This window comes from Buttiauxella brennerae ATCC 51605 (genome assembly GCF_001654925.1).
Taxonomy (GTDB): Bacteria; Pseudomonadota; Gammaproteobacteria; order Enterobacterales; family Enterobacteriaceae; genus Buttiauxella; species Buttiauxella brennerae.
Genome location: NZ_LXER01000006.1, coordinates 307,527 through 319,653, shown reverse-complemented (window position 1 = coordinate 319,653; position 12,127 = coordinate 307,527). Strand labels below are relative to the sequence as shown.

Below are 12,127 nucleotides of genomic sequence, written 5' to 3'. Positions count from 1 at the left end.
CGGTTGTCGTCACTTTTCTCACTTTCACATCGTAAATGGCCTTCAGCAATCGCTTTACTGGCGATGTTGATGCTTTTTATCGCCCCGGTGATTTCAAAATCGCTGGAGCAACGACGTGCGACGACGAACGGTGAGCATCATATGATGGGCCATTCAGGCGCCATGATGATGGAAATGGGCGCAATGGAAATGCCTGTTTCTTCCCATTTATTACCGGGTGCTGGCACATCTTTGATGGACGATATCGCCTGCGGATATTGCCAACTCCTGCTGCATATTCCGCTTATCGTCTGGTTATTTATTCCGTTTATCTGGCTGGCGTGGCGTATTTCGCGCGCGCCGCCTCCCCCGGTTATTGCCCCGCTTCTGGCTCAGCATGATGACGCCGAAGCACTGCCCCGCGCCCCTCCTGTTGCACTGTTTCGTTAAAAAAACTCATTTAACGTCACAGTTTTACTGGAGATAACCATGTCTGTGAATCAATCCCAGCTCGCCTGCCGTGGCGCGCTGCTGACGCTATTGCGTCGCCTGCATTTTTATATTGGCCTGTTCATCGGCCCGTTTATTTTCGTTGCGGCCCTCACCGGCACGCTCTATGTGTTAACGCCCCAAATTGAGAATGCGCTTTACCATGAAGCCTTGCGCACGAAAGATACGGGTGCAAACCAGTCACTTTCACAGCAAATAGCTGCCGCTCGAAAATATACAGGCGAAGATGCCAGCATCTTTGCCGTGCGGCCTGCACCTCAGCCGGGCGACACCACGCGCGTGCAGTTTGTTGACCCTGAACTTGGCGAGTCTGAATCCCGCGCCATTTTTGTCTCACCTTCCACGCTTGCCATTCAGGGCGATCTGACGGTGTACGGCACCAGCGGTGTACTGCCGCTGCGCACATGGATTGATCAATTTCACCGTGAATTGCTGTTGGGCGATACTGGCCGACTCTATAGTGAACTTGCTGCGTCCTGGCTATGGGTTGCAACGCTTGGCGGTGTGGTTTTGTGGCTGACTTCCAGGCCAAAAAGAATGCGTAAAGTACGGCAAACTCCGCAAAGAAAAGCGCGGCACTGGCACATCACTCTGGGGGCTGCGCTGTTACTTGGCCTGCTGTTTTTCTCTGCCACCGGACTCACCTGGTCGCAATGGGCAGGCGTAAATATTGACAAGATGCGAAGCGCGCTGGGCTGGATGACACCACAGGTGAATACTGCGTTAGTCGCGCAAACCGGGCATCAGCACCACGACCCGCACGCGGAACATCACGCAATGATGCCTGGCATGACCATGCCGCAAACAGACGACAGCACCTGGGATAACGTACTTACCGCCGCTCGCGGAGCAGGTATCGAATCCACCAAAATAGAGATTCGCCCTGCCCGCTCGGCAGATAAAGCCTGGACCGTGACTGAAATTGACCGCGCCTGGCCGACACACGTCGATACTGCTGCCGTCGATCCCACAACGTTCAGGGTGATTGACCGTACCTGGTTTGCTGATTTCCCGTTAGTGGCCAAACTGACGCGCTGGGGAATTGATGCCCACATGGGTGTGCTTTTCGGGCTGGTAAACCAGCTGTTGCTGGCGACGTTTGGTCTGGGTCTGTGTGCGATGGTGGTTCTCGGTTACCGGATGTGGTGGTTAAAACGCCCGGCGGCTTCTGCGAGCAACCCCGCACAAACGCTGTGTGGAGCATGGCTGGCACTGCCTGGCACGTGGCGTGCTGGGGTGGTGATTATCGCGCTGCTTTTCGGTTACTGCCTGCCAGTAATGGGTGCCAGCCTGTTGCTGTTTATCACGGTGGATGTGGTGCGCTGGCGCAAGAGCGCATTGAGATTGCAGATTTCGTAGTTTTCCCCCTCACCCTAACCCTCTCCCTCAGGGAGAGGGGATTGTCCGGTTTTCCCCCTCTCCTGGGGGAGAGGGCCGCGGTGAGGGTTCCCTTCAAATATTGGTCCTACCAATCACTTCCAAAACGTGACCACCTCACGCTTATTGACAAAATACACAACACGAATATTGCCAATAATTAACAAAAGATTAACCTTTACACATTAACTACCCTACATCGCCGCATTGGTCCTACCAATCAGTCGAAAAATAATAAGCACATCACGTTCTGGAGAGTCCTGCATGCAAGCCTGGCAACAAGCCGAACACAGCTTGATTTTCACCTGTATGGTCGGTGTCCTCACCACACTTCAGGCTTATGTCTTAACCTGGATGATTCCTTGATGAGCACTCAACCGCGCCTGGCCGACCACCTGGTCGAGCGTGTTAAAGCATTAATTAGCGAGCGTAAACTGGAGGCGGGCATGCGGTTGCCCGCCGAACGCCAGCTTGCGGCAGAAATGGGTGTGTCGCGCTCATCAATTCGCGAAGCTATCCAAAAGCTAATTAGCGAAGGCATTCTGATTAGCCGCCGCGGTGGCGGGACATTTGTGCGCTACGAAGTTCAGGCGTGGTCGGAGCAACGTATCGTCCAGCCGTTGAAAACACTGGTGGAAGATGACCCCAATTACCGTTACGACATTTTAGAAGCACGCCACGCGATAGAAGCCAGCACCGCCTGGTATGCCGCTCAACGGGCAACACCTGCCGATAAAGAGAAACTCATCGCCTGTTTTGACGCTACCGTGAAATTCAAAGAGAGCGACGACCCGGATCTCGCAGCCCAGGCTGACGTGCGCTTTCACCTGGCAATTGCCGAAGCCTCGCACAACATCGTGCTACTCCAGACGATGCGCGGTTTTTTCGATTTGCTGCAATCCTCTGTGATGCACAGCCGCCAGCGCATGTACACCGTACCGGCAATTTTTGCTGGTCTCACCGAACAGCATAACGAACTGTTGCAGGCCATTCTGGCAGGCGACCCGGCACGTGCTCGCCTTGCGGCGAAAAAACACCTCGGTTTTGTCCACATCACAATCAAAAACCTGCATGAAGACGAAGCCCGACAGGCGCGAATCAGCCGCCTGCCTGATGAAGACACCGACGTAATAAGGGACGAAAATCCATGATTATTTCAGCTGCATCTGACTACCGCGCCGCTGCAAAGCGTATTCTACCGCCATTTTTGTTCCATTATATTGACGGTGGGGCTTATGCCGAACACACGCTGCGCCGCAACGTTGAAGACCTCGCGCAGGTGGCGTTAAAGCAGCGCGTTTTAAAAAATATGTCCGCATTAAGCCTTGAAACCAAACTGTTTAACGAAACGCTATCGATGCCCGTAGCGCTCGCCCCCGTTGGTTTATGCGGAATGTACGCCCGCCGTGGCGAAGTGCAGGCAGCAAAAGCGGCAGCTGCCAAAGGCATTCCGTTTACGCTTTCTACTGTTTCTGTTTGCCCAATTGAAGAAGTGGCACCAGCAATCGACCGCCCGATGTGGTTCCAGCTGTATGTTTTAAAAGACCGTGGTTTTATGCGCAATGCGCTGGAGCGCGCCAAAGCCGCTGGCTGTTCGACGCTGGTGTTTACCGTTGATATGCCGACGCCGGGTGCTCGTTACCGCGATGCGCATTCAGGTATGAGCGGTCAACATGCCGCACTGCGCCGTTACTGGCAGGCGGTGACGCATCCGCAATGGGCATGGGATGTGGGTCTGAATGGTCGCCCGCATGATTTAGGGAATATCTCAACTTATCTGGGTAAACCCACCGGGCTTGAAGATTACATTGGCTGGCTGGCGAATAATTTTGACCCGTCAATTTCCTGGAGTGATCTGGAGTGGATTCGTGAGTTCTGGGATGGCCCAATGATCATCAAAGGTATTCTCGACCCGCAAGATGCGAAAGATGCGGTGCGCTTCGGGGCTGACGGGATTGTGGTATCAAACCATGGTGGCCGCCAGCTCGACGGAGTGCTTTCATCGTGCCGTGCCCTGCCCGCCATTGCAGATGCCGTCAAAGGAGATATCGCGATCCTTGCCGATAGCGGTATCCGCAGTGGGCTGGACGTGGTGCGCATGATTGCGCTCGGAGCCGATACCTGTCTGTTAGGCCGCGCTTATCTGTATGCGCTGGCAACCCACGGCCAGGCGGGCGTAACCAACCTGCTGAACTTAATTGAAAAAGAGATGCGTGTGGCGATGACGCTGACCGGTGTTAAAACCATCGCTGAAATCAGCCCGGAGTTACTGGTGCGAGAAGGGCTGAAAGATATCCTTTCGCCACAAAGCATGGCGGTTGGGTTTTAAATAAACTGATGCTCGCCCGGTTGTAAGTGGCGAGCATTTCCACTTAATTCGTCAGCTCCGCAAAACTGATTCCAGCAGCATTAATGATTTTTTTAGTGGTGCTGATGGTCGGGTTACCGCGTTCGGAAAGCGTTCTGTAGAGTGTTTCGCGATTCAGTTTGGTTTCGGCGGCAATTTTGCTCACCCCGCCCCGAGCTTCTACAAGGCGGCGTAAAGCCAGCAGGAATAACACTTCACCGTTTTCTTCATCCAGGCCCGCAAATGCCCCTTTTATATATTCAACGGCAAAGGCGGGATCTTCTTGAAGCATTTCAATAACAGTGTGGTCAAACTCGTTAAATTTCATTTTCTGACTCCTGATGTTCTTTCCACCACGCAACAGCCTGGTCGATATCCGCCTGCTGTTTGCGTTTATCACCACCGAGCAAAAGCAGGTAAGTATCCTTGCCTTCATGGGCGTAATAAATTCTGTAGCCCGGCCCTTCATCAATTCGCATTTCCCACACCCCTTGCCTGCATGGCTTATGGTCGCCTGGGTTGTTGAGCGCTAACTGGTCAATTCGTTGAACGATTTTTGTTTTAGCGCGTGGATCCCTTAACACCCTTAACCACTCATCAAATGGAACCCTGCCATTTTGCAGCCTGAAATACTTAATGATGTTCATCCCTGAAGCCCCCGATTGTAGCTTTAATGCCACAACAGTCAATGAATAAATTTTGCGCGAAAAAGCTTATTACGCAGCAGGCTACAGCAGGTCCAATGAATACAGCGAGAGAAGTTCGAAGGGGTATTTCAGCTTTGCGGCATATCTTCCAGGATGGAAATAAATGGCACAACGCTGCCGTCGAAATTCATCGGGGCAGCGTGTGTAGAACGTTAGTTGAGTTTGTAATCGAGGGTGATTTCAGCTTTCATCAATTGTGAAACCGGGCAACCCGCTTTGGCTTTCTGAATAATCTGGTCGAATTTAGCGCTATCTGCATTCGGCACTTTTACCGTACTGGTCAGTGCGATTTTAGTGATGGCGAAACCACCGTCGGTTTTATCCAACGAGACATCGGCAGTCGTGTCGATACTTTCTGCCGTATATCCTTCTTCACCAAGCATCAGCGAAAGCGCCATTGAGAAACAAGCCGCATGCGCTGCGCCAATTAACTCTTCAGGGTTGGTCCCCGCGGCACCCTCAAAGCGGGTGTTAAAACCATAAGGCTGCTCTTTTAATGCACCACTTTCAGTGGAAACCGTGCCCTTACCGCGTTTAATGTCACCTTCCCAGTGAGCCTGCCCTTTCTTATGAATCGTCATATCTGCGCTCCTGTTTTATTTATGCAAAGCATAAGTATAGAAGTTGAATACACGTCTGCCTGGCAACTAAGAGCAATCCTTAACGCATAAAAATAAATCGAATAAATCATTACTCTCAAATGTTCACTGCATACCGAACACCACGAGGGCTTCACCATGAACCGTTTTTCTCCCTGGTTGTTACCTGCTGTTGTCAGCAGTTTCTTTTTACTTTCAGGCTATGCCCAGGCGATGGGTGGCAGCAGTGACGAACCCACCCCGCCAACCTGTCCGAAAGGGCAAATTTACGACTCGAAAACGAAAACCTGCATGGTTGATAAGGGCGGGATGATTGGCGATGAGGCGCGTACCGATTATGCCTACGCGCTGGCAAAAGCGGGCCGTTATCAGGAAGCACTGGATATGCTCAATACCCTTAAAGACCCTGATACCGCCGAAGCGCTGAATTACCGGGGTTACGCCACCCGTAAGTTGGGCCGCACGGATGAAGGCATCAGCTATTATTTAAAATCTGTGGCGCTTGATCCCAAATACCCCAAAGTTCGCGAATATCTGGGCGAAGCGTACATGATCAAAAACCGTCCTGATTTAGCACGCGAACAACTCGCGACCATCAAAACCCTGTGTGGCGTAGGTTGCGAAGAATATCGTGACCTGGCAGCAGCCATTGATGGCCATCCGGAATCCTGATATTCGCCTCTGGAGGCAAAAATCAGCAGCGAGACAATACGCAACGAAATCGCCCTCTACCTCTCCCGCCTGTGGCGTTACGCCCTGGTGCTGTCCCACCGGCGGGATGTGGCGGACGATCTCGTTCAGGCAACCTGTGTGCGGGCGCTCGAACGCGCCTCACAATATGCCGCTGGCAGTCGTATAGACCGCTGGCTGTTCTCTATTTTGCATTCGATCTGGATTAACGAAGTGCGGGCGCAGCAAATTCGCCGTGGGCAAGGTTTTGTCGATGTGGATGAACTGGTCGGCGAAGAAAACAGTGACGCCCCAATTTGGTCTAACGATGTCATGAAGCGGGTTAATCGTCTGCCGGAAGCCCAGCGGAATACCGTGTTTTTGGTGTATGTCGAAGAGTTGTCTTACCGGGAAGCAGCTGAAGTGCTAAATGTGCCTGTCGGCACGGTGATGAGCCGCCTTTCTACGGCACGCCTTACCCTCGCTCAGGACAATTCACTCCAGCCAGATTCGCCGCAAATCAAAGGAGAGAAATCATGAGCCTACCGCTGGGTTCGGACGAAATGCTGGTGGCGTATCTGGATAATGAGCTCAGTGATGCACAGCGCAAAGATCTGGAAAAATGGCTAATTGAGGACGAGGCTCTTACTCAGCGTCTGGCTTTACTGGAACGCAGTAATCTGCCTTTTAAAACGGCTTTTGAACCGCTACTGGAGATGGCCCCAGTTAAGCGCTTACAGCAGCGGCTCCCTCCTGAAATTCACAAAACCTCAGGGGTTTCGCGACGCCATTTGATTGCGGCCGCAGTTGGTTTCCTGGCACTTGGCGTGGTGGGCGATCGGGTAATGATTCATTTAACGCAACCCGAAGATAACTGGCGCGAATTAGTGGCGCAATATATGGCGCTTTATACGGCGGAAACACTGACGGAAACGCCATCAAACCAGGCTATGGATGCGCAATTGCAGACAACAGGCGAGCAGTTAGGCCTTGTTCTTTCCTCTTCGAGTCTATCGCTACCAGGTGCTGTACTAAAGAACGCGCGGATGCTGGCTTATGATAACCAGCAAATTGCGCAAATTACCTGGCTTGATGAAGTGCACGGCCCTATGGCGTTATGCATTACAAAAAACTCAGGCCGCGGGATGCAAAAGATGAACGAACAACGGCTCGGCATGAATATTGTTTATTGGGCAAGTGCGAACCACCAGTTTATGGTGATTGGGCATGGTTCTGAGGAACAAGTCGGTCAAGTCGCTGAGCGGCTACAAAGTACAATCGGTGCTTAGTTCAGGCAGGCAGCAACTTTGCTTACCCGCAGGCAAAAGTTACAAAGTGCACGCTTAGACCGTCCAGTCTTCGACACGCAAACGCGCCACCATAGTAAACGCACGATCGCTGGTAATAATCGTCGCGTTTCGGCTAAGGGCATGCGCGGCAATTAACTGATCAAGGTGGCCCATGACTTTGCCTTTTTGTTCCATTGCCGCGCGGAGCTGGCCGTAGCTTTTTGCAGCTTCACTATCCCAGGCGTATACGGTGACTGTTTCCAGAAAACCCTGCACAGCAGCCGTTAAGGCTTTGCTCTTGCGCTTAGCAACGCCATACAACAACTCAGCTTCTGTAATACTCGATATACAGATTTCTAAAGGCCGTATTTGGGCAAGATTTTCCAGCACCTTTGGGTGCTGGCGGAAAAGATAGCTCACCGTGTTGGTATCGAGCATATACATGGTCAGTCCATCCCTGCGAAAGGATCTCGGTCTGCAGTACCTTGGTTACGTTCTTGCTCGTCAAGGAAGTTACTCGGCACTTTTGCTTTTTTCAATAAAGCAAAAACGTTGTCCCATCCTTCTGGTTTAGCTGGCGTTTTTGAAAGAATCACGTTCCCATCCTTGTCTTTGCGGATATACACCCTGTCGGTATCAAACTCAAATTCCACCGGTAACCTCACCGCCTGGTTTCTGCCGTTTTTAAAAAGCTTTGCGACGCGTTCCATGGGACCTCCTGACACTCATTGGCCTATGCCATAGCATATGCCAACGGAACACATCAAACAAGCTCACTTCTTGTACGCTTAACGTCTGTGCCAGCAAATCTATCCTGGATGGGTGAACTTAGGTTGGCTTTATTTCAACCAATGAATGGTTTTGCGAGAAGCTTTCAGGATTATGAAAAAACGATGGGATATTGCAGTGAATAATGAGACTGATGACAAACCTTTCCCCTGGCCCGATTAGCGAAACAACATCCGAAACCATCGGCGTAAACGGTGGATGTCGCTTGCGCTAATCCACCTTACACCATCTTTTACTGCACCAGCGCAGTCAGCTTGCCAAATACGCCTGCGCCATCGGCATCACGCCTGATTTGCACCACATCCTCAAGCTTGTCGATTTGGCTAATCATCTGCTCAAGGCGCTGGTCGTCTGCTACTTGTAGCCAGATTCGGCTCTGATCACCCTGTGGGAGAGGAAGGCAAAGAATGCCTTCAACGTTAAACGCACGGCGGGCAAACAGGCCACAAATGTGAGACATCACGCCCGGATGGTTACGCACCGTAAGTTCCAGAATAACGGTTAGTTGTTGCATCGCTTACTCTCCAATCATTTCAATATTGGCAGCGCCTGGCGGCACCATCGGGAATACTTTTTCGCTGGCATCAATACGCACGTGAATCAGACATGGGCCTGGTCGTGAAATCGCGTCTTGCAATGCCTGTTGCGGGTTTTCAGCGGCGTTCAAATCGCACGTTGCGAGGCCAAAACCTTCGGCAATTTTCAGGAAATTAGTCTGCCCTGAGTAGGTAGCAGCAAAGACATTTTGTTGATAGAACAGCGTTTGTTGCTGATGCACCAGCCCCAAAGCCTGGTTGTTGAGCAAAATAATTTTTACATCCAGATTATGTTCAGCCGCGGTCGCCATTTCCTGAATATTCATCATGATGCTGCCATCGCCAGTGAAGCACAGCACTTTGCGATTCGGTTCAGCTAATGCCGCACCTACTGCCGCGGGCAGGCCAAAGCCCATGGTTCCCAGGCCGCCAGAAGTCAGCCACTGGCGCGGACGGTTCAACGGATACGCTTGCGCCACCCACATCTGGTGCTGGCCTACGTCGGTGGTGATAACCGCTTCGTCATCCACACAGGCGGCCGCCGCGTTAATCAGGCCGTATGGCGTCAACGGGTTATCGGCACCCGGCATATTGAACGGGAACTCCTGCTGCAAACCCGCCACTTGTTGCAGCCACGCCTCACGTGGTTTCGCGTCAACTTTTGGCAGTAATTGTTCAAGCACTTCACCCACGTCGGCGCGAATGGCAACGTGCGCCTGTTTGATTTTACCCAGCTCCGCACGGTCGATATCAACGTGAATGATTTTTGCATTCGGGCAGAACTCTTCAGTTTTACCAATCGCGCGGTCGTCAAAACGCGCGCCCAGCACAATCAGTAAATCCGCTTCCTGCATAATGTAGTTGGTGCTACGCGCACCGTGCATTCCCAACATACCCAAGGATAACGGGTGTTTAGCGGGAACGGTGCCGAGCGCCATTAACGTCATGGTGGTGGGCAGGTTAGCTTTTTCGGCCAATGCACGCGCATCAGCATGGGCATTAATCACCCCACCGCCAAGATACAGCACCGGGCGCTGCGCCTGGTTGATCATCGCGGCAGCATCGGCAATTTGTTGGGCTTCAAATTGTGGTGCTGGAGTGTGTGCGGAAACAGGCGGCAACTCGTTGATGTCAATTTCTGCCGTTTGCACATCTTTTGGAATATCAATCCACACCGGGCCAGGGCGGCCAGATTCAGCAATGCGAAACGCGTCGCAAATTACCTGCGGTAATTCCGCAATATCGCGAACCAGATAGTTGTGTTTGGTGATGGGAATGGAGATGCCGTAGGTGTCGACTTCCTGGAATGCGTCGGTGCCAATCATTGATTTCGGCACCTGGCCGGTGATGCACACCAGCGGGATGGAATCGAGACGCGCATCAGCAATCGCAGTCACCAGATTTGTGGCACCAGGGCCGCTACAGGCGATGCACACCGCCGCTTTGCCTTGTGTACGTGCCATGCCCTGCGCCATAAAGCCTGCGCCTTGTTCGTGGCGCGCCAGGATGTGGCGGATTTTTTGGCTTTGACTCAGTGCGTTGTAGAGCGGCAGAACGGTGCCACCGGGGATACCGCTAACGGTGGTGATGCCATGATGTTCAAGCATTTGCACAATTAACTGTGCGCCCGTAATACGGTGTGCTTGCGGTGGGTTTTCCGAAATTGCCATTGCTCCAGTCCTTCTTCTTATGCCGTTTCGCTTCTGGCCGGGGGACTAAAACAAGAAACCCCGCCCGGTTTGCGCCGGCGGGGTTTTGGAATCGATGTGTTGATTCAGACCCTACGGCGCATTGCCGACGACGACCACCACCACACGCACGACGACTACCGCGGCTGGTAGCGCGGTTAGTAGTAGGGCTGATGTGTGCAGGTTAGTTGTCATTTAGGTCCTGAATGTGTTGTGTGTTTTTAACAGCGAATTTCATACAAACATACTGCTTCGTTTCGCACAACAGCTTTATTCGCCATGGATGAAAATCGTGCGTGAGATCACATCCGCGTTTCAGCGTTTAAATGGTTGTTGCAGCAAACTCCTGACGCAGCTCATCAATCGGCAGGTAACGCCCGATAATCACTAAGCGCGAAACGCGTGACTCGGACGGGTGCCACATCGAGCCATAATCAAAGCCCACCACTTTATGCACGCCCTGCACAATCAAGCGCTGCGGATGATCGGCAATCGCCAGTACACCTTTATAACGCAGCATGTCGTTGCCAAAACGCGCGATGCAGCTTTCCATAAACGCACCAATTTTTTTCACATCAAGCATTCCGGCGTCAAAAACATGGGCCTGAATCGCATCATCCCAGGATCGTTTAACGGGAGTTTTACGGAACGGTTGAAAACGATCGAACTGGCCAGCACCCGCACGAATCACATGGAACCCGGCAGCCATGTCGATATTATCGGTGAGTTCAAAAGCGTTAAGATCAAGCCATAACTCTTCCGGGCATTCGCCGTTTACAATCTCAAACAGATCCGCTTTGGTATTGATCCGATGAATGCGATCCAACGCCAGCTGTTTTGTTTCTTCGTCGACACGATCCGCTTTGGTGAGCAAAATACGATCGGCAAAGCCGAGTTGTGACGCTGCAACCGCATGTTCATCAAGCTGGCGTGAAATATGCTCAGCATCGGCAAGTGCGATAACCGCATCCAGGCGCAACGCTTCACGCAGGTGTTCATCGACAAAGAAGGTCTGGACGATAGGTGCAGGGTCAGCAAGGCCTGTGGTTTCAACAATCAGACGCTCAAATTTCAGCGTTCCGGCAGCACGCTTTTCCAGCATTTCTCTTAACGCTGCGGTGAACTCCCCACGCACGCTGCAACAGACACAGCCATTACTGAGTTCCACAACGTTGACGTTTTCACCGCCTCTGAGCAATGCGCCATCAATGTTTACCGCGCCAAATTCGTTTTCAAGAATGGCAACGGAGGCGTTGTCGCAATGGGCGAGAAAATAGTTGAGAAGTGTGGTTTTCCCGGACCCGAGAAAACCCGTTAGCAGAGTGACAGATACCGCTTGATTCATGTCAAATTCCTTAGCTTAACAGCAGCGAGCGCCGCCTTTGCCGCCGTAGCGCGCATCCTGACGCTCACGGAAAAACTCTTCGTAAGTCATCGGCGTCTGCTCCGGATGAGTCAGACGGATGTGTTGCACGTAGTTGTCGTAATCAGGGACGCCAACCATCAGTTTAGCGGCCTGGCCGAGATATTTTCCGGCTTTGGCGAGAGTGTCGAACATAGTGGCTCCTGTGTTTATTGGACTGCCCTCACCCTAACCCTCTCCCACAGGAGAGGGGATTTTCTTTTCCCCCTCGCCC

Annotated in this window: 17 protein-coding genes and 1 pseudogene; 8 read left to right on the top strand and 10 right to left on the bottom strand. The window is 52.2% G+C overall.

Annotated elements, in window-relative coordinates; translation table 11 throughout:
- Window positions 1-3 precede the first annotated feature (3 nt).
- The 5 genes and pseudogenes from M975_RS02680 (at window position 4) to lldD (ending at window position 4,195) form a co-directional block, all read left to right on the top strand.
- Window positions 4-429, top strand: coding sequence for a DUF2946 domain-containing protein (locus tag M975_RS02680; protein ID WP_157093319.1), 426 nt, complete (start codon window positions 4-6; stop codon window positions 427-429).
- A 39-nt stretch (window positions 430-468) separates the two neighbouring features.
- Window positions 469-1,848, top strand: coding sequence for a PepSY-associated TM helix domain-containing protein (locus tag M975_RS02675; RefSeq protein ID WP_064557160.1), 1,380 nt, complete (start codon window positions 469-471; stop codon window positions 1,846-1,848).
- Between the two features lie 303 nt (window positions 1,849-2,151).
- Window positions 2,152-2,232: pseudogene (locus M975_RS23540) on the top strand (hypothetical protein); the annotation flags it as partial.
- Window positions 2,232-3,017, top strand: coding sequence for a transcriptional regulator LldR (lldR, locus tag M975_RS02670; protein ID WP_064557159.1), 786 nt, complete (start codon window positions 2,232-2,234; stop codon window positions 3,015-3,017). The pseudogene M975_RS23540 and the gene lldR, both read left to right, overlap by 1 nt.
- Entirely contained in the window at window positions 3,014-4,195 is a 1,182-nt protein-coding gene (gene lldD, locus M975_RS02665; protein ID WP_064557158.1) for an FMN-dependent L-lactate dehydrogenase LldD, read from the top strand. Before lldR ends, lldD begins: the two co-directional genes overlap by 4 nt.
- A gap of 43 nt (window positions 4,196-4,238) precedes the next feature.
- Here the strand turns inward: lldD and M975_RS02660 are convergent, their stop codons facing one another.
- The 3 genes from M975_RS02660 to M975_RS02650 form a co-directional block, all read right to left on the bottom strand.
- A complete protein-coding gene (locus M975_RS02660) occupies window positions 4,239-4,541 on the bottom strand; it encodes a helix-turn-helix domain-containing transcriptional regulator (protein ID WP_064557157.1) in 303 nt (100 codons plus the stop codon).
- Window positions 4,531-4,860: a type II toxin-antitoxin system RelE/ParE family toxin gene (locus M975_RS02655; protein WP_064557156.1), complete on the bottom strand. Its 330-nt coding sequence runs from the start codon at window positions 4,858-4,860 to the stop codon at window positions 4,531-4,533. The genes M975_RS02660 and M975_RS02655 overlap by 11 nt, the downstream gene beginning before the upstream one ends.
- Window positions 4,861-5,072: 212 nt before the next feature.
- The gene (locus M975_RS02650) at window positions 5,073-5,501 is read right to left on the bottom strand and encodes an OsmC family protein (RefSeq protein WP_064557155.1); all 429 of its coding nucleotides are present in this window, start codon (window positions 5,499-5,501) and stop codon (window positions 5,073-5,075) included.
- Between the two features lie 156 nt (window positions 5,502-5,657).
- Between M975_RS02650 and M975_RS02645 the strand changes: the two genes are divergently transcribed.
- The 3 genes from M975_RS02645 (at window position 5,658) to M975_RS02635 (ending at window position 7,477) form a co-directional block, all read left to right on the top strand.
- Window positions 5,658-6,191: a tetratricopeptide repeat protein gene (locus M975_RS02645; protein WP_064557154.1), complete on the top strand. Its 534-nt coding sequence runs from the start codon at window positions 5,658-5,660 to the stop codon at window positions 6,189-6,191.
- An 87-nt stretch (window positions 6,192-6,278) separates the two neighbouring features.
- Entirely contained in the window at window positions 6,279-6,728 is a 450-nt protein-coding gene (locus M975_RS02640; protein ID WP_245164274.1) for an RNA polymerase sigma factor, read from the top strand.
- Complete coding sequence (locus tag M975_RS02635) at window positions 6,725-7,477, top strand: anti-sigma factor family protein (protein ID WP_064557152.1); 753 nt, start codon at window positions 6,725-6,727, stop codon at window positions 7,475-7,477. Before M975_RS02640 ends, M975_RS02635 begins: the two co-directional genes overlap by 4 nt.
- Before the next feature lie 54 nt (window positions 7,478-7,531).
- On the opposite strand, the gene M975_RS02630 is transcribed toward M975_RS02635, so the two are convergent.
- The 7 genes from M975_RS02630 to M975_RS02605 form a co-directional block, all read right to left on the bottom strand.
- The gene (locus M975_RS02630; protein ID WP_064557151.1) at window positions 7,532-7,921 is read right to left on the bottom strand and encodes a type II toxin-antitoxin system VapC family toxin; all 390 of its coding nucleotides are present in this window, start codon (window positions 7,919-7,921) and stop codon (window positions 7,532-7,534) included.
- Window positions 7,922-7,923: 2 nt separating this feature from the next.
- A complete protein-coding gene (locus M975_RS02625) occupies window positions 7,924-8,187 on the bottom strand; it encodes an antitoxin (RefSeq protein ID WP_064557150.1) in 264 nt (87 codons plus the stop codon).
- 311 nt (window positions 8,188-8,498) lie between these two features.
- Window positions 8,499-8,780: an acetolactate synthase small subunit gene (gene ilvN / locus M975_RS02620; RefSeq protein ID WP_034456867.1), complete on the bottom strand. Its 282-nt coding sequence runs from the start codon at window positions 8,778-8,780 to the stop codon at window positions 8,499-8,501.
- 3 nt (window positions 8,781-8,783) lie between these two features.
- A complete protein-coding gene (ilvB, locus tag M975_RS02615) occupies window positions 8,784-10,472 on the bottom strand; it encodes an acetolactate synthase large subunit (protein ID WP_064557149.1) in 1,689 nt (562 codons plus the stop codon).
- Window positions 10,473-10,583: 111 nt separating this feature from the next.
- Window positions 10,584-10,685, bottom strand: coding sequence for an ilvB operon leader peptide IvbL (ivbL, locus tag M975_RS22855; protein ID WP_134183912.1), 102 nt, complete (start codon window positions 10,683-10,685; stop codon window positions 10,584-10,586).
- A gap of 127 nt (window positions 10,686-10,812) precedes the next feature.
- Entirely contained in the window at window positions 10,813-11,835 is a 1,023-nt protein-coding gene (locus M975_RS02610; protein WP_064557148.1) for a CobW family GTP-binding protein, read from the bottom strand.
- A 15-nt stretch (window positions 11,836-11,850) separates the two neighbouring features.
- Window positions 11,851-12,048: a YbdD/YjiX family protein gene (locus M975_RS02605; RefSeq protein ID WP_034456870.1), complete on the bottom strand. Its 198-nt coding sequence runs from the start codon at window positions 12,046-12,048 to the stop codon at window positions 11,851-11,853.
- Between the last annotated feature and the right edge of the window lie 79 nt (window positions 12,049-12,127).

Excerpts from the sequence above, each read along its gene's own strand:
- M975_RS02675 (WP_064557160.1), top strand. The coding sequence starts at position 469 with ATGTCTGTGAATCAATCCCAGCTCGCCTGCCGTGGCGCGCTGCTGACG.
- lldR (WP_064557159.1), top strand. The coding sequence starts at position 2,232 with ATGAGCACTCAACCGCGCCTGGCCGACCACCTGGTCGAGCGTGTTAAA.
- lldD (WP_064557158.1), top strand. The coding sequence starts at position 3,014 with ATGATTATTTCAGCTGCATCTGACTACCGCGCCGCTGCAAAGCGTATT.
- M975_RS02660 (WP_064557157.1), bottom strand. The coding sequence starts at position 4,541 with ATGAAATTTAACGAGTTTGACCACACTGTTATTGAAATGCTTCAAGAA.
- M975_RS02655 (WP_064557156.1), bottom strand. The coding sequence starts at position 4,860 with ATGAACATCATTAAGTATTTCAGGCTGCAAAATGGCAGGGTTCCATTT.
- M975_RS02650 (WP_064557155.1), bottom strand. The coding sequence starts at position 5,501 with ATGACGATTCATAAGAAAGGGCAGGCTCACTGGGAAGGTGACATTAAA.
- M975_RS02645 (WP_064557154.1), top strand. The coding sequence starts at position 5,658 with ATGAACCGTTTTTCTCCCTGGTTGTTACCTGCTGTTGTCAGCAGTTTC.
- M975_RS02635 (WP_064557152.1), top strand. The coding sequence starts at position 6,725 with ATGAGCCTACCGCTGGGTTCGGACGAAATGCTGGTGGCGTATCTGGAT.
- M975_RS02630 (WP_064557151.1), bottom strand. The coding sequence starts at position 7,921 with ATGTATATGCTCGATACCAACACGGTGAGCTATCTTTTCCGCCAGCAC.
- M975_RS02625 (WP_064557150.1), bottom strand. The coding sequence starts at position 8,187 with ATGGAACGCGTCGCAAAGCTTTTTAAAAACGGCAGAAACCAGGCGGTG.
- ilvN (WP_034456867.1), bottom strand. The coding sequence starts at position 8,780 with ATGCAACAACTAACCGTTATTCTGGAACTTACGGTGCGTAACCATCCG.
- ilvB (WP_064557149.1), bottom strand. The coding sequence starts at position 10,472 with ATGGCAATTTCGGAAAACCCACCGCAAGCACACCGTATTACGGGCGCA.
- ivbL (WP_134183912.1), bottom strand. The coding sequence starts at position 10,685 with ATGACAACTAACCTGCACACATCAGCCCTACTACTAACCGCGCTACCA.
- M975_RS02610 (WP_064557148.1), bottom strand. The coding sequence starts at position 11,835 with ATGAATCAAGCGGTATCTGTCACTCTGCTAACGGGTTTTCTCGGGTCC.
- M975_RS02605 (WP_034456870.1), bottom strand. The coding sequence starts at position 12,048 with ATGTTCGACACTCTCGCCAAAGCCGGAAAATATCTCGGCCAGGCCGCT.